The sequence below is a fragment of the Gluconobacter sp. Dm-73 genome (assembly GCF_018256215.1).
Lineage (GTDB): Bacteria > Pseudomonadota > Alphaproteobacteria > Acetobacterales > Acetobacteraceae > Gluconobacter > Gluconobacter cadivus.
Window position 1 is genome coordinate 33,873 of sequence record NZ_JAERLW010000016.1, and the last position, 14,945, is coordinate 48,817.

14 protein-coding genes are annotated in these 14,945 nt (G+C 63.0%); 5 read left to right on the forward strand and 9 right to left on the reverse strand.

Features of this window, described 5'->3' with window-relative positions; genetic code table 11:
• Positions 1–105 precede the first annotated feature (105 nt).
• From JK176_RS14320 to pspA, 7 genes are read right to left on the reverse strand one after another with little or no spacing between them, the layout of a single operon-like run.
• A complete protein-coding gene (locus JK176_RS14320) occupies positions 106–312 on the reverse strand; it encodes a hypothetical protein (RefSeq protein ID WP_194267490.1) in 207 nt (68 codons plus the stop codon).
• Positions 309–1,136 carry an ABC transporter ATP-binding protein gene (locus JK176_RS14325; RefSeq protein WP_211588324.1) on the reverse strand — a complete coding sequence of 276 codons (828 nt, stop codon included), beginning with the start codon at positions 1,134–1,136 and terminating at the stop codon, positions 309–311. The genes JK176_RS14320 and JK176_RS14325 overlap by 4 nt, the downstream gene beginning before the upstream one ends.
• Positions 1,133–1,918 (reverse strand): ABC transporter permease, encoded by a 786-nt coding sequence (locus JK176_RS14330; protein ID WP_062029251.1) that lies wholly within the window; start codon positions 1,916–1,918, stop codon positions 1,133–1,135. The genes JK176_RS14325 and JK176_RS14330 overlap by 4 nt, the downstream gene beginning before the upstream one ends.
• Before the next feature lie 52 nt (positions 1,919–1,970).
• Positions 1,971–3,314, reverse strand: coding sequence for a GIN domain-containing protein (locus tag JK176_RS14335; RefSeq protein WP_211588325.1), 1,344 nt, complete (start codon positions 3,312–3,314; stop codon positions 1,971–1,973).
• Between the two features lie 2 nt (positions 3,315–3,316).
• Positions 3,317–4,576, reverse strand: a complete 1,260-nt coding sequence (locus JK176_RS14340) for a hypothetical protein (protein WP_211588326.1) — start codon at positions 4,574–4,576, stop codon at positions 3,317–3,319.
• The gene (gene pspB / locus JK176_RS14345) at positions 4,573–4,812 is read right to left on the reverse strand and encodes an envelope stress response membrane protein PspB (protein ID WP_211588327.1); all 240 of its coding nucleotides are present in this window, start codon (positions 4,810–4,812) and stop codon (positions 4,573–4,575) included. Before pspB ends, JK176_RS14340 begins: the two co-directional genes overlap by 4 nt.
• Before the next feature lie 27 nt (positions 4,813–4,839).
• Positions 4,840–5,523 (reverse strand): phage shock protein PspA, encoded by a 684-nt coding sequence (gene pspA, locus JK176_RS14350; RefSeq protein ID WP_099285830.1) that lies wholly within the window; start codon positions 5,521–5,523, stop codon positions 4,840–4,842.
• A 113-nt stretch (positions 5,524–5,636) separates the two neighbouring features.
• On the opposite strand from pspA, the gene pspF reads away from it, so the two are divergent.
• From pspF to JK176_RS14375, 5 genes are all read left to right on the forward strand, one after another.
• On the forward strand, positions 5,637–6,698 hold the full coding sequence (pspF, locus tag JK176_RS14355; RefSeq protein ID WP_211588328.1) for a phage shock protein operon transcriptional activator: 1,062 nt from the start codon (positions 5,637–5,639) through the stop codon (positions 6,696–6,698).
• A 268-nt stretch (positions 6,699–6,966) separates the two neighbouring features.
• Positions 6,967–7,647 (forward strand): phosphoadenylyl-sulfate reductase, encoded by a 681-nt coding sequence (locus JK176_RS14360; protein WP_211588329.1) that lies wholly within the window; start codon positions 6,967–6,969, stop codon positions 7,645–7,647.
• An 80-nt stretch (positions 7,648–7,727) separates the two neighbouring features.
• Positions 7,728–8,522, forward strand: coding sequence for a sulfate adenylyltransferase subunit CysD (gene cysD, locus JK176_RS14365; protein WP_099285886.1), 795 nt, complete (start codon positions 7,728–7,730; stop codon positions 8,520–8,522).
• A 2-nt stretch (positions 8,523–8,524) separates the two neighbouring features.
• Positions 8,525–10,405 carry an adenylyl-sulfate kinase gene (gene cysC, locus JK176_RS14370; RefSeq protein WP_211588330.1) on the forward strand — a complete coding sequence of 627 codons (1,881 nt, stop codon included), beginning with the start codon at positions 8,525–8,527 and terminating at the stop codon, positions 10,403–10,405.
• A 208-nt stretch (positions 10,406–10,613) separates the two neighbouring features.
• Positions 10,614–12,023 carry a sugar porter family MFS transporter gene (locus JK176_RS14375; protein ID WP_241009395.1) on the forward strand — a complete coding sequence of 470 codons (1,410 nt, stop codon included), beginning with the start codon at positions 10,614–10,616 and terminating at the stop codon, positions 12,021–12,023.
• A gap of 23 nt (positions 12,024–12,046) precedes the next feature.
• Here JK176_RS14375 and JK176_RS14380 read toward each other — a convergent pair whose 3' ends face one another.
• Both JK176_RS14380 and JK176_RS14385 read right to left on the reverse strand, forming a co-directional pair.
• On the reverse strand, positions 12,047–13,372 hold the full coding sequence (locus tag JK176_RS14380; protein WP_211588331.1) for a UDP-glucose/GDP-mannose dehydrogenase family protein: 1,326 nt from the start codon (positions 13,370–13,372) through the stop codon (positions 12,047–12,049).
• A 66-nt stretch (positions 13,373–13,438) separates the two neighbouring features.
• The coding region (locus JK176_RS14385) for an AsmA-like C-terminal region-containing protein (protein WP_211588332.1) at positions 13,439–14,945 on the reverse strand (1,507 nt) is incomplete at its 5' end.

A 14,945-nucleotide genomic window follows, 5' to 3' on the forward strand; every position in this document is an offset into this window, starting at 1 on the left:
GGGGCTTTGCCCCGGACCCCACCAAAGGTCGCGACCTTTGGAAACCTTTAGAATCAGGGTGCAGGGATCAAGATCCCTGCCGGGCCCAAGCAGAGCCCGGAATCCTTACTCCCGCGTCCGCAGAATCAACCGCGCCAGAAGCCGCGAGACCACAATAATCAGCAGAAAACCGAGAAGCTGAAGCACCATGTTCGGATGGGCCGGCTGATGGCGGAACATGATGAACAGGAGCGGCAGGGCGATCAGATAGCTCAGCCCGATGCGCTTCCAGATAATGGGATCGGTTTTCGGGAAACGGGGCAGGAGGCTCATTTGCGCAGCTCCATGGTGATGGGGCCTTCGCGTCGGCCATGGGTGAACTGATCCACCATGGCGTTGCCCGAATTCATGAGCTCGGACGCTTCGCCCTGCCAGATCAGCTTCCCGCGATAGAGCATCGCCGCGCGGTTTCCGATCCGCTGGGCCGAGGCCATATCGTGAGTGATGGCAATGGCGGTGGAGCCGAGTTTCTGCACGCAGTCCACGATCAGCCCGTCAATGACGGCGCCCATGATCGGGTCCAGTCCGGTCGTGGGTTCGTCGAAGAACATGATGTTGGGACTGCCCGCAATGGCGCGCGCCAGCCCCACGCGTTTCTGCATACCGCCCGAAAGCTCAGACGGACTGAGTTCGCCAACGGACGGGTCCAGCCCCACTTGTTCGAGCAGACCTCCGGCTATTTGCAGTGCCTGCGTGCGGGACGGGGTCGCGCCATTGCGGTCGGAATGTTTGGCGCGAACGCCGAACGCCACGTTCTCGCCAACGCTCATGCTGTCGAACAGGGCACCGTTCTGGAACAGCATGCCGATCTGCCGACGCAGGGCATCCTGCTTGGAACGCGAAGCCGTCAGCAGGTTTTCGCCGTCGATCTCGATCGTCCCGGCATCGGGCTCTATCAGACCGAGAATGCAGCGCAGCAGAACGGATTTCCCGGAGCCGGACCCGCCGATGATGACCATGGACGTGCCAGCTTCGACATCAAGATCCACGCCATCAAGCACGATCTTGGAGCCGAAAGCCTTGTGCAGACCCCGGATGCGGATCTTCGGGGTGCCCAAGGGAGTGTCCGGGGAAGTGCTTACGGGGGGCGTGCTCATTGTGAAAAGAACAGATCTGTCAGGAGATAATCGAACAGCAGGAGCAGGATGGAGGCCCCCACGACGGCGGCTGTCGTGGCCGAGCCCACGCCCTCTGCGCCGCCGCGGCTGTTATAGCCGTTATAGCAGCCCAGAAGCGCGATCAGGAATCCGAACACCGCCGCTTTGACGAGGCCGACGACGACATCCATCGTCTTGAGCGAATCCAGCGTGGCCGTGATGTAGGTCGAGGGCGAAAAACCGAGCTTGGCGACCGAAACCGTGAAGCCACCCATGACACCCAGAATATCGGCGACCAGCACGAGACAGGGCAGCGCGAGCGTTCCGGCCAGAAGGCGCGGCGTCACGAGATATTTCATCGGGTCGGTGGAGAGCGTGGTGAGCGCGTCGATCTGGTCGGTCACGCGCATGGTGCCGATCTGTGCGGACATGGCCGCGCCTACGCGCCCGGCGACCATCAGTCCAGCCAGAACAGGGCCAAGCTCGCGGGTCACGGCAAGGACGACGATCCCGGCAATCGCGCTTTGCACATGATACTGCCCGAAGCCCACATAGGACTGAAGCGCGATCACGGCCCCTGAAAACAGGGCCGTCAGCGCCACGACGGGGAGAGAGAAGAACCCCGTCTCGATCAGGCTGGAGAAGAAAATCCGCCAGTAAAAGGGCGGTCGCACCAGATGCGACAGAGCCTCCAGCGCGAACAGGGCCAGAGCACCTGCCTGCTTGATAAGGCCGAGAGCGGCGCGGCCAAGGGCCGCTATGGGGTCAAGAACGGCATTCACCCTTCAGCCCCTACCCTGCCTGCATCCGGACGTCAAAGTTTCCGTCCTGCATTCAGGCGCGTCGGCCATCGGTCCGCTCCAGATCCCGGAACTGCCGCTCCAGACTGAAATCGGAGGATGTAACGCAGCGTTCGATCAGGCCGAGCCTGCGCTCCATGCGCGCCAGCCGATCCTGAAGTCGGGCCAACGGATGGCCCGGCGGGACGGAGTGGGAGAAATCTTCCGCGGCTTCGGGCTGCGGACGCCGGAAACCGAGCACGGCATCCCTGACCACGGCTGTCGCGCTGGCGGCGGGTGTTTCCTGCCATGCCGCGCGGTGCCGGGACCAGCTTCGCACACCCTCCGCATATCCTGCGGCGGCCTTGTCCAGTGTTCCCCGGAACGGAATAACGCCTGTCCGGCGATAGCGTCGGAAAAGACGCACGGCCCAGATGATGAGAAAGATTTTCAGCAGCAGCCCAATCACCCCATGACCGCTGGAATGATGGACAGTGGATGTGTTGCCGAAAGTGATCTCAGGCGTATCCATATGGATATCGAGATGGTCAAGAACCTTGCGTGTCGCATCGGAGAGGATGGCGGACCCGTCCGGTGTGGTCACGGTCGTGATCCTCGCACCGGCTGTGTCCTCCACGGAGAGCGTGCCGGACCCGATCGGACGCTTCTTCAGCGTTTCGCTCACCTTCTGAAGCGTGATGTCGCCGCTGCCGAGGAGGGTCAGATCCGCATCGCGGGCCGTGGCGTTCAGCGTAATATTGGCCGAGCCATAATCCCGGACCGTCAGAACATCCGCGCTCCCCCGACTGACCCGGATATCGCCCGAAGACATGGCCGTGATGCTGGCACTTGAGGCCGCGATATCACCGATTTGCAGGTCGCCGCTGGACAGGCTTTGCACGGTCATCCGCCCCGTCACCCGCCCGACCGAGACGTCTCCGGGGCCTGTCATCGTCAGGTTCAGGCCGCTGGCCTGATCGATGTCGAGATCGCCGTGTCCGCTCTCCGCCGTGACGTCGCCGTTGACGCCGGTGATGCGATAGAGCGTCGTATGGTTGTGGGAGGACTGGATATCGAGGCTGGTCCGGGCCGGAACCATGACGGTCGCACTGTCCTGAGCCGCGCAGTCCTGCGGAGTGGTGGTGAAAGTCAGGCGTTCCCCATGTTTTTTCAGGCTGCCGCTGCCGGAGACGATATGCGCATTCGGGCCGCTCACGACGGACAGGTTTTCAAGACATGTCGCCGGGATGACGAGCGTGTCAGGGCTGCTTGTTGAGGACACGTTGAAGGACGGCGGGGCTGGAGGCGAGGGAGGTGCCGGAGGGGCTGGTGGCGCGGGCGCAGCACCGCAGCTTAGAAGCGCGAGCAGAGTCAGGCGCGCATACAGATGGTGGCGCATCCCTATTCTCCCTGAGCGCCGTTCTGAGCGCTCTTTCCGGTCGTCGGGGACGTGGTCGGATTTGCTGCCGGGGCGGCGGGAGTCACTGCGGGGGCCGGAATCGTTGTCTGCGGTGCGGTCTGGGCGGGCGCGCTTGTGACAGGAAGGCTGGCAGGCGCCTGCGCTGTTTGCGGCGCCTTCGACGCGGCGTCTTTTGAGGGAGCCGGAACGCTGGGCGCCTGCGGGATGGCAGGGCTGTCAGGCGCGGAAGGCTGGCGGACAGGCGCGGGAGCCGGAACCACGGTTGGCGTGGTTAGGGCCTGAACCGTAGGGGGCTGAACCACAGGTGCCTGCATGACGGGCGCGGAAGCAGCCGGAGGCGTGACCACGGGGGCCGGAACGGTCGTGGTCGCGCTGGCAGGGGGCGTCTGGACCGGAAGGGAGGGCTGCGGCGCTGCGGGAGGAGGTGTCGGTACGGCAGCCGGTGGTGGCGGTGTGGGGCGATAGATCACGCCATTCTCCGCGCCGACCCGAACGGTGCCTTTGCCCGAACGGACCATCGGGCCCGTGACGGCCTCGATATTGACGTCGCCTGTTCCGTTGGCTGCGACCGTCGCCACTGTGGCGTGAGCCAGAATGGTGGCGCTGGCCTGATCGGCCGTAATCAGCGTCAGGGCGTCGATGGTGCCCCCAGAGAGCGTCATGCCCGCATTCTGCGTCAACTGCACCGAAAGCGCCGCGAGCTGCGCCGTATCAGCCGTCAGGGTCGAGGTGCCGGAGGCCACGATCTGGGCGGCACGTTCGAGGGAGTGGATGTGGACGCTGGAGGCGCCCTGCATGTCCAGGTCTAGGGACTGGGTGTTTTCGATGTCCATGGTGGCGGAATCGAGGCTGGCGTCCAGGGAGGCGAGCTTTCCGGCGATGACGAAATGCGTGTCGTGGCTGTCGTGGATCGTCAGGCCGGTGCTGGGGGAGATGCTGATTGTCAGCTTTCCGTTGGGGGCGCAGGACTTCGTGGCGATGGAGATGCGGCTTTGCGCTTCTTCTTTGCCGGTATGCATGGAGACCTGTGCGAGGCTGCTTGAATCAAGTGTTGCCCCGTCCTTCATGTTGGGATCGACCACGACCCTGACCTGTCCGGTGCAGGGGATCGACAGGTCCAGATCCTCTCCGGACAGGGTCATGCGCGCGGCGTGGGCTGCGGGCGACAGCAGGACGGTACCCGCCAGCAGGGCCAGAAGCGCCGGGCGGCGGCCGGAAAAGAGGACGGGGCGGCGTGTCATCGTGCGTTCCTTGCTCTCCAGCCCGGGATATCCTCGTCGAGGATGCGTTCGAGCTGGTCGATCCTTTCTTCCAGACGCGTAGCATGGGCTTCGGCCTGTGTCAGGGCGGCCTGAAGCATGGGGTCTGGCTGTGGCGTGCCTTTTGGTGAGCCGTTGGCATGTTTGACCATGCTGACGACAGACCAGCAGATGATGGCTGTGATGGGAACAAGGAAGGGGAAGATGGACGAATTCATGCCTTGGGCCTTTCGGTCAGCCTTTTCTCAGCCTGCGCTTTTCTTTTCGGCCACACGGCGCTTGAGGGCTTCGAATTCGTTTTCCACGACGGCATCGGTTTCAAGGGCTGCGAGTTCCTCCTGAAGTGTGGGGTGGCCGGTGCGGCGGCCCAGATCATACGCCTCTGCCTTGCCTTCAAGCTCATCAAGAGCGCGTTCCACCTGATCGAAGCGGTTCAGCGTGTCGTCGATGCGGGTGTCGTAGAGTTTTTCGCGGGTTTTCAGGCGGCCCTGTGCGGTGCGGGCGCGGATGGAGAGCGCCTTTTCGCGGGATTTGGCGTCGGCGATCTTGGCCTGAAGTTTGGAGATGTCGTCGTTCTGCTGGTCCAGCCCGTCCGAGATCTGGGCGATCTGCTGTTCCAGTGCTTCGCGCGACTGTTCCACGCTGTGGCGGGCGGCCAGCGCCGCACGGGCGAGATCGTCGCGGTCCCGTTCGATGGCGAGACCGGCCTTGCGGTGCCATTCGTCTTCTTCGTGCATCATGGTGCGGACGCGGCGTTCGAGCTGCTTGCGCTCGGCGATCGTGCGGACGGCCTGACTGCGGACCTCGACCAGCGTGTCTTCCATTTCCTGAATGACCAGACGGATCATTTTCTGCGGGTCCTCGGCATTGGCGAGAATCGCATTCAGATTGGAGTTCACGATATCGGCGAGGCGAGAAAAAATACCCATGATGCTTTCCTTCCTGTTGAAGAGACTTAGGACAGATCCCTGCTCTTGTCAGTGATGCTGTTTTGAGGGTGTTATGAACTGAAGACCTGAACGGGGGCGTGAGAGACCATAAAATGGCGAGAAGCACCGATATGGACGAGGTGCCGACCCCGATCGGGCGGGCTCCGGCATTTCTGGGGATGCTGGATCAGGTCTCCCGTCTGGCGCCCCTGCGGCGTCCGGTTCTGGTGATCGGAGAGCGCGGGACCGGCAAGGAACTGGTGGCGGCGCGTTTGGCCCTGCTGTCGGACCGGTGGGACCGGCCTCTGGTGAAGCTCAACTGCGCGGCCTTGCCCGAAGCGCTCCTGGACAGCGAACTGTTCGGCCATGAGGCGGGGGCGTTCACCGGCGCGCAGAAGCGGCGTCTGTCGCGCTTTGAGCGGGCGGACGGGGGCACGATGTTTCTGGACGAGATCGGTACCGCGTCGCAGGCTGTGCAGGAAAAGCTGCTCCGGGTGATTGAATATGGCAGTTTTGAGCGTGTGGGCGGCAGCGAGACCATCCGGGTGGATGTGCGGCTGATCGGGGCGACCAATGCGGATCTGCCCGCCATGGCGCGGGAAGGGCGCTTCCGGGCGGATCTTCTGGACCGGCTGGCCTTCGATGTTGTGAATATTCCGCCGCTGCGGGCGCGCCCGGAGGATATTTCCCTGCTGGCCGAGCATTTTGCCACCCGCATGAGTGCGGAACTGGGGCGAAAGATGTTTGCGGGGTTCACGGAGCGCGCTCTGGAGCGGTTGCAGGCCTATGACTGGCCCGGCAACGTCCGTGAATTGCGCAACGTGGTGGAGCGCAGCGTTTACAGGATGGATCGGCCGGAAAAGGCGCTGGACGACATCGTGCTGGACCCGTTCGTTGTGCCGGACTGGAAGGACGCGCAGGTTCAGCGCGTGGTCACGGCGGCGGCCCCGGCTGCTCCGGCTGGGGGAGAGGCGTTGACGTTTCCGCGTGATTTCGGGGCGGATGTCAGGACGCATGAACGCAGTCTGCTGGAAGCTGCTTTGCGCGAGGCGCAGTTCAGCCAGCGGCGCGCTGCGGAACTGCTGGGTCTGACCTACTACCAGTTCCGCCATCATCTGCGGCTGCACGGGCTGGCCGACAAGGAGGCGCGGAAGGCGCTTGGCGTGAAGGAGTGAGGGCGTGTCCATGAAACCCTCTGATGCAGGAACCGTGCCAGATGATGTTTTGGGTGGGGCCGTCGGGGCGGGCGCGCATTTCACTTCATTCAGAAATGGCGTCTGAGGCCATTTTGTATGGTCTCAAGCCAATTTGTGTGATGAATAATTAAAACTAAACAAAAAAGTTATATCAAACAAAATAGTTTATTTTTGGCAGGTGTGCGCCTATGTCTCTGGCAGGCCGCCTGAGCGGTCGAACTGATCTGGACACAGGCAGGTGCGACACATGTCTCTTTCACGGACGGAACTGGATCATCTTCGGCAGGTCCCGGAAGACCGGATTTTGCAGGAGACGCTGACACGGCTGCGCGGGCGTGTGGCTGTTGTGTCGTCTTTCGGGGCGGAGTCGGCGGTTCTGCTGGATCTGGTGGCGCAGATCGATCCGTCTGTTCCGGTGTTTTTTCTGGATACGAAGCGGCATTTTCCTGAAACGCTGGAGTATCGCGACCTTCTGGTGCGCAATCTGGGTCTGTCTGATGTGCGGACCCTCTCGCCCACGCCCAAAGCGTTGCATGACCGTGATCCGCAGGACCAGTTGGCTGCGTTCGATCCGGATGCGTGCTGTGTGCTGCGCAAGGTTGAGCCGCTGGATCTGGTGCTGCCGGAATTCGATGTCTGGATTACGGGGCGCAAGCGCAGCCAGTCCGCAACGCGCACGGCGTTGCCGGTTCTGGACCCGCAGCCTGATGGCAGCGTGAAGCTCAACCCGCTGGCGGGATGGGGCCCGGCGCAGATCGAGGCGCAGATGCAGCGCCGGGATCTGCCGCGGCATCCCCTGGTTGCAAAAGGTTACACCTCGATCGGTTGTGCTCCGTGCACAAGGGCGGTCAAGGATGGTGAAGATGGACGGGCGGGCCGGTGGGCCGGTCTGGCCAAGACGGAATGTGGCATTCACAGGCCGGCATGACTACGGAGCGGATAATGACGCAGACACCGATCCTGTCGCGGGATCAGTCCACCACCACAAGCTTGGCACAACCACGCATCATGGATGATCTGGACCAGCTTGAGGCCCAGAGCATTTTCATTCTGCGCGAGGCCTATCGCAAGCTGAAGCCCCTGTCCCTGCTGTGGTCGCTGGGCAAGGACAGCAATGTGATGGTGTGGCTGGCGCGCAAGGCGTTCATGGGACGTGTGCCGTTCCCGGTCATGCATGTCGATACCGAGAAGAAATTCCCGGAAATGTATGCGTTCCGCGACGAATATACGAAGAAATGGGATCTTGACCTGCTGCTGGGCTACTGCCCGCCGGTTGAGGAAATCGACCCGTCGCTTCCGCCTGCCGCCCGCTCTGCCGCGCGCAAGACGGCTGGTCTGGCCGCGATGATCGAGAAGCACAAGCTGCGGGGCGTTATTGCGGGTATCCGTCGTGACGAGCAGGCGACGCGGGCGAAAGAGCGCGTGTTCAGCCCACGTGGTGCGGGGCATCGCTGGGACGTGCGTAACCAGCCGCCCGAGTTCTGGGACCAGTATGCGACGCCGTATGAAGACGGCATGCATATCCGCGTCCATCCGCTGCTGTCATGGCGCGAGATCGACATCTGGCGCTACATCGAGCGCGAGAACATCCCGCTGGTGGATCTGTATTTCGCGAAAGACGGCAAGCGGTATCGCTCGCTGGGCGATCAGGACATCACCAATCCGATCGAGAGCAATGCGTCCACCGTGGCGGAAGTGATTGCCGAACTGGAAACCAGCCGGACGTCCGAGCGTGCGGGGCGTGCGATGGATCATGAATCCGAAGACGTGTTCGAGCGTCTGCGTGTGGCGGGGTATCTGTGACAATGGGCGATAATATCGTGATCGGACAGTATTCCGAGACCCATCGTGCTGCGGCAACACCTATCGTCATTGTCGGGCATGTCGACCATGGCAAGTCCTCGCTGATCGGGCGTCTGCTGTATGACACCGACAGCCTTCAGGACGGCAAGCTGGCGCAGATCGTCGAGAGCAGCCGCAAGCGTGGGCTGGCGGTGGAGTGGAGCTTCCTGCTCGATTCCCTTCAGATCGAGCGCGATCAGGGCGTGACGGTTGATTCCACGCGCATTCCGTTTCGTCTGGGATCGCGGGAATTCGTGATTGTGGACGCGCCGGGCCATCGCCAGTTCCTGCGCAACATGATTACCGGGGCCGCCGACGCTGAGGCCGCCGTGCTGGTCGTCGATGCCAAGGAGGGCGCTCAGGAGCAGACGCGGCGTCATGCCATGCTGCTGCGTCTGATCGGCATTCGTCATGTGATCGTGCTGCTCAACAAATCCGATCTTCTGGACTTTGACGAAGCGAAGATCGTCAAGGTCGAGTCCGACGTGCGTCAGCTTCTGGGCCGTCTGGAAATCGAGGTTGAGGCGGTTGTTCCGGCCTCCGCGCGCGATGGTGATAACATCGCCAGCCGTTCCGAGCGGGCGCTCTGGTACAAGGGGCCGACGTTGGTGGAGGCGCTGGCCAATGTGCCGCCGCCGGCCTCGCGGGCTGCGTTGCCGTTCCGGATGCCGGTGCAGGATGTCTATCGTTTTGATGGCGTGCGCTATGTGGCGGGGCGGATCGAGCGTGGCACGGTGCGTGCGGGCGATCGTCTGACGATCGGGGCGCAGGGGCAGGTTGCGACGGTGGCGGAAGTCTGCCGCTGGCATGCGCCGGAGCTTCCTGTTGCGGGTGCGGGCGAGTCCATCGCGCTGCGTCTGGAGCCGGATCTGGTGCCGGATCGGGGCGATCTGCTGTTCCCGGCGGATGACAAGGCTGCGATGCCGGAGCGTTCGGCCCGGATTCGCACGCGTCTGTTCTGGCTGCGCGGTGAGCCGCTGCGGGTGGGTGAGAGCTTTACGCTACGTCTGGCGACGGCCGAGCATGACGTGACGGTGGCGTCCATCGATGCCGTGGTGGATCTGGAAGACCTGACCCTGCGCGAAGGCGACAGTGTGCCGCCGGACGGATTTGCGGAAATTACGCTGGCGGCATCGCATGCCGTGCTGTTCGATCCGTTCGCGCCGGGCTTTGGCGACGGGCGTGGTGTTCTGGTGGATCGTTACCAGCGCATCGTCGGCGGTGCGCCACTGATTGGTCCGGCTGAACTGGCGGACGGCGAACATGCCATTCATCCGACAGCCAGCCGTGTGTCTGCGGCCCGTCAGGTCCAGACGCGGGGCCACAAGAGCGGTGTGTTCTGGCTGACGGGGCTGCCGGGGTCTGGCAAGAGCACGGTGGCACGGGCGGCAGAGCTGGCGCTTTCGGAACAGGTGATCAACGCGACCGTTCTGGATGGGGACACGCTGCGGGCCGGGCTGTGCAGCGATCTTGGGTTCTCGCCGGAAGACCGCCGGGAAAATATCCGTCGTGCGGCGCATGTGGCGAAAATTCTGGCCGAAAGCGGGCAGGTCGTGATCGTGGCGCTGGTGTCTCCGCTTGAGGCGGACCGGGCGCAGGCGCGGCAGATCGTGGGCGAGAACTTCCATGAAGTCTTCGTCGATACACCGCTGCAGACCTGCGAAAAGCGGGATCCCAAAGGGCTGTATGCGGCGGCGCGTTCGGGGAAAATCCCGGAGTTTACGGGTGTTTCTGCCCCTTACGAGGCGCCGGTGTCGCCGGAGCTGCGTCTGGCTGCGGACCGTCTGGAGCATGATGCCGTCAACACCCTGACGGCGTTTATCCTGCGGATTGTTCAGCCGTAAGGCTCTTTTTGCTGCTGATGTGGCGTCAGACCCCCTTTCCATTTGGGAAGGGGGTTTTTTCATGTCTGGGGAAAGGACGTGGACACGAAAAATTTCACGCAAAAAACGAAAACCGTCACTTTTGTGATGTTACTTCCGTGAGATGGAGCGTTAAAGAGGACGGATTGTTTACACAATAACGGTCTGCGGCTTCGCGGCGGAAGGTTTTATGATGCAGGGCACGAACGGGTCCATGAGGTTGAGCGGGAATGCTCTGACGAATTTCATTGCAACGATTTCGGCAACGGGCGGGCTGCTGTTCGGGTATGATACCGGCATCATTTCCTCCGCGCTGCTCCAGCTTCGCAATGAGTTTCATCTGGATACGCTTGGCGCGGAAGTCGTGACATCCGCCATTATTCTGGGCGCTCTGATCGGGTGTCTGGTGGCGGGTGGAATTTCTGACCGGCTCGGGCGTCGGCGGACGGTAATGATTGCGGCGGCGCTGTTCCTTGTGGGGACGGTTATTGTGGCCTCGGCGCATAGCGTCGCTGTTCTGATTCTTGCTCGGCTTATTCTGGGGCTGGCGATTGGCGGGGCGTCGCAGATCGTGCCGATCTATATCGCTGAGATCTCCCCTCCCGAGCGTCGTGGTCGCCTTGTCGTGGGCTTTCAGCTTGCGGTGGTGTCCGGTGTGACGATTTCCTTTATCACCGGCTATCTTCTGCGAGATTCGAGCTGGCGTCTGATGTTCGGCATCGGGATGCTTCCGGCGCTGATCCTGTTTCTGGGCATGGCGTTTCTGCCCAATAGTCCGCGCTGGCTGGCTCTGAACGGTCAGACCGAAGAGGCACGGATGGTTCTGCGGCGGGTGCGTGCGACCGACGAGATTGCGGATCGGGAACTGGACGGCATTCTTGAGAACCACGATGTGCAGGCGCCTTGGTCCGAGCTGGCAAAGCCGTGGGTGCGGCCTGCGCTGATGGCTTCGGTGGGCATTGCGCTGCTGTGCCAGTTCACGGGCATCAATGCGGTCATGTATTACGCGCCGACGATTTTTGCCGATGCGGGTTTCGGTCAGGATTCGGCGTTGCTGACATCCGTGGCCGTGGGTGTGGGCATGGTGTTTGCGACGGTGTTTGGCGGCTGGGCCGTTGATAACTGGGGACGGCGCACGCTGCTGCTGCGTCTGCTGCCGGGAGCCGTGGTGGCGCTCGTCGTTCTGGGGACGGCGTTTGCGATGCATCTGACGGGTGGTGTCGGGGCATGGATCACGGTCGCTGCCGTGATGGCCTACACCATTTTCAATACGGGCAGTCTGTCGGTTGCGATCTGGCTGGTGGGTGCGGAAGTTTATCCGCTGTCCTGCCGCAGTAAGGGCATGAGCCTTGTGGCCGGTGGGCACTGGGGCGCGGATCTGGTGATTTCGCTGACGACGCTGTCTCTGGTGCAGGTTCTGGGTGCGGGATGGACGTTCTGGCTGTTTGCCGCCGTCAATGCCTTCGCGTTCTGGTTCGTGCTGCGCTATGTGCCCGAGACCAAGGGGCAGTCGCTTGAGGAACTCGAGCGGCGTCTGAAGAACGGGACGTTTGCGCCGGTGGATCGCGCTGCGGCCCGGGCTGAAGCTCAGGCCCGCTAAGGCAGGTTCTTAAGGCCGTTCCTTTAGGGACGGCCGATGGACTGGTAATCGAACCCGGCCTCGCGCATGAGGTCGGGGCTCCAGATATTGCGCAGATCCGCGATGGCGTTGCCGCGCATGGCGTCACGCAGGCGGAGGGGGTCGAGCGCGCGGAACATGTTCCATTCCGTTAGGACGACTACGACATCGGCGTCCTGCGCGGCTGACAGAGCGTCTTCGCAGTAGCGCACGCCGTCAGGCAGGAGTGAGCGGGCGGCGTCCATGCCTTCGGGGTCGAAGACCTGAAGGGTTGCCCCTGCGTCGTGCAGGCGGGCGAGGATGGGCAGGGACGCGGCTTCGCGCATGTCGTCCGTATCGGGTTTGAAGGTCAGGCCGAGAATGCCGACCGTTTTGCCTTCAAGGGTTCCGCCCGCCTGTGTGATGATGCGCTCGGCCATGCCGGTTTTGCGGGCTTCGTTGATGGCGACCGTGGCTTCCACGAGTTTTGTGGGGGCGCCGGCGTCCTGTGCGATGGCGGTCAGGGCGCGGGTGTCCTTGGGGAAGCAGGAGCCACCATAGCCCGGTCCGGGGCTGAGGAAGCGGCTGCCGATCCGCTGGTCGAGGCCCATGCCGCGGGCAACGTCATGGATGTTGCCCCCGACCTTTTCGCACAGATCGGCCATTTCGTTGATGAAAGTGACCTTCATCGCGAGGAAGGCGTTGGCAGCGTATTTGGTCAGTTCTGCCGTTTCCAGATCCGTCAGGACGATCGGGGCCTGAATGGCTGTGAGGGGGCGATAGAGCTGTTCGATCAGGCTCTGCGCGCGGTTGCCGCCATCCGGGCCGGAGCGGTCGATGCCGACGATGACCCGGTCCGGGCGCATGAAATCGTCGATCGCATTGCCTTCGCGCAGGAATTCGGGGTTTGAGGCCACGTCGAAGGTCAGGTCCGGGCGGGTTTGGCGGAGGATGCGGGCGACTTCGCGGCCCGTGCCGACGGGGACGGTCGATTTCGTGACGACCAGAAGGTCCGTCCGGGCGGCGCGGGCGATTTCTTCCGCGGCCGCATAGACATAGGTGAGGTCCGCGTGGCCGTCGCCGCGCCGGGTGGGGGTGCCGACCGCAATGAACACGGCATCGGCGTTTTCCATGGCCGCGCCGAGATCGTCTCCGAAGGTCAGGCGGCTGGAAGCGACGTTGCTGCTGACGAGGGCGTCCAGTCCGGGTTCGTAGATCGGGATGCGCCCGTCATGGAGGGCCGTGAGCTTTTTCGGGTCCCGCTCCACGATGGCGACGTCCGCTCCGAACTCGGCGAAGCAGGCACCCGAGACGAGACCGACATATCCGCCACCGACCATTGCAATACGCATCTCTGGACCCTCTCTTTTACGGTCCGACGTGCATAGCCGGGGGCAGGATGAGGTGCAAATTGGGCCTTAACGCGTGGGGCGGGCGCAGGCGTTTGAGGCTGCGAAACCCTGAAGGGCGGGAGGAAGGTTTGTGACCGCGTTGGAATCCGCGAGCATGTCGCGCCCGACCTTCGACCATGTGGCGAGGGAGAGGGTCGGGGCGTCGAAGGGGCCGCTGACGCGCACGGGAACATCGAGCGCGAAGAAGCTCGTCGAGAAGGGGCGGCTGGCGAAGACGAGATCGAGCCATCTGCGGTTGAGGTCGAAATTCGCTTTGGCCGCGATCGTCCCTTCACCTGTGCGCAAGCGGAGCGGGATGACCGTGCCGATGCCCTGATGCATCTGAAGCACGCCGAGCAGGCAGGTGATGGGGGTCACACCCTTGGCGTGACGGAACAGCAGGCGCAGATCCATTGAGGCGGCCTCGACGATTTCCTTTGCGATTTCACCTTTTTCCATACTGACGGCGGCGGTCATGTCGGCGCGGCTGATGGCTTCGTTGAGGGTATGGACGTTCTTGGAACTGGCAGTGATGCGGAAGTTCAGGCTGCCTTTGACCGGAACGGGCGCGAGACCTGCGACGCGGCGCAGGCGGTCGATGTCGCCATGCGTCAGGACCACGTCTGCTGCGACGCGGGACGATTTTCCATCGGCTTCGATGCGGCCATCGGCGCTGAGGGACGCGCCGATATAGTCCAGTCGCAGAAGGGGAACTTCGATCCGGTTGGAGGTCTGGGCGGCCTGAATCCGAAGGTTGGTAAAATTGAGCGCGTTGTAGATCAGCTGGCGGGCGGTCAGCTCGAAATGGACCAACGGGTCCGGATCGGGGGGCGTGATGAGCAGAAGGTCCGCGTGCAGGGTGGAGGGGCCTTTTTTGGTGCCCTTTGCGCCCGGCGGGGCGAGGATGGGCATCAGGCCGTTGATGTCGAGGCGCCCGAAGCCGGTTTTGGCTGTGACGTCATCGGGTTTGCCATGGTTGCCTTCGATCAGGGTGAAGTCGCCGCTTTCCATCGTGCTGGACTGGATGGTGCCGTGCGCTTTGGTGAAGTGCCAGTCATCGCCGGAATGGCTGAAATCGCCGGACAGGGCGAGTTTGACGGGGGCGTGGTCGCCTGTGATTCCGGCGACGCTGAACAAGGTGTCGGAGGTGGGGGTGGTGACGGTGGTGTGGCCTTCCACGCCTTCGAAATTCATTGGATCCGTGAGGGTGCCTGTGAAGTCCGAGGTCATGTCGCCGGAGGTGACATGGGCCGTGGTGGCGTAGGGGCGGTGGGGTGTTTTGCGGAGGTCGCTGATGGGCTCCATTTCGGCGGAAATGCTGACGGGGGTGTCGTTATAGGCCCCGGTCAGGGTCATGGTGAACGGGCTGCTGTCGCTGGTGGAGGCGAACGTGACCTTTTCAAGCGTGGTTCTGTAGGACGCGCCATTGGCCGAGCGGTAGGTGACGTCGCTGTCGAGGATCGTGGCGTTGCGGAGGCCCGGTGCGCTGCTCAGATCGGGCGGCGTGTTTGCTTTGGCCTGTTCCTCGGGGGGG

Bases quoted from the DNA above. Each gene is read 5' to 3' on its own strand.
- JK176_RS14340 (WP_211588326.1), bottom strand. From the start codon at position 4,576: ATGACACGCCGCCCCGTCCTCTTTTCCGGCCGCCGCCCGGCGCTTCTG.
- pspA (WP_099285830.1), bottom strand. From the start codon at position 5,523: ATGGGTATTTTTTCTCGCCTCGCCGATATCGTGAACTCCAATCTGAAT.
- JK176_RS14335 (WP_211588325.1), bottom strand. From the start codon at position 3,314: ATGCGCCACCATCTGTATGCGCGCCTGACTCTGCTCGCGCTTCTAAGC.
- pspB (WP_211588327.1), bottom strand. From the start codon at position 4,812: ATGAATTCGTCCATCTTCCCCTTCCTTGTTCCCATCACAGCCATCATC.
- cysC (WP_211588330.1), top strand. From the start codon at position 8,525: ATGGGCGATAATATCGTGATCGGACAGTATTCCGAGACCCATCGTGCT.
- JK176_RS14325 (WP_211588324.1), bottom strand. From the start codon at position 1,136: ATGAGCACGCCCCCCGTAAGCACTTCCCCGGACACTCCCTTGGGCACC.
- pspF (WP_211588328.1), top strand. From the start codon at position 5,637: ATGGCGAGAAGCACCGATATGGACGAGGTGCCGACCCCGATCGGGCGG.
- JK176_RS14380 (WP_211588331.1), bottom strand. From the start codon at position 13,372: ATGCGTATTGCAATGGTCGGTGGCGGATATGTCGGTCTCGTCTCGGGT.
- cysD (WP_099285886.1), top strand. From the start codon at position 7,728: ATGGATGATCTGGACCAGCTTGAGGCCCAGAGCATTTTCATTCTGCGC.
- JK176_RS14360 (WP_211588329.1), top strand. From the start codon at position 6,967: ATGTCTCTTTCACGGACGGAACTGGATCATCTTCGGCAGGTCCCGGAA.
- JK176_RS14375 (WP_241009395.1), top strand. From the start codon at position 10,614: ATGATGCAGGGCACGAACGGGTCCATGAGGTTGAGCGGGAATGCTCTG.
- JK176_RS14320 (WP_194267490.1), bottom strand. From the start codon at position 312: ATGAGCCTCCTGCCCCGTTTCCCGAAAACCGATCCCATTATCTGGAAG.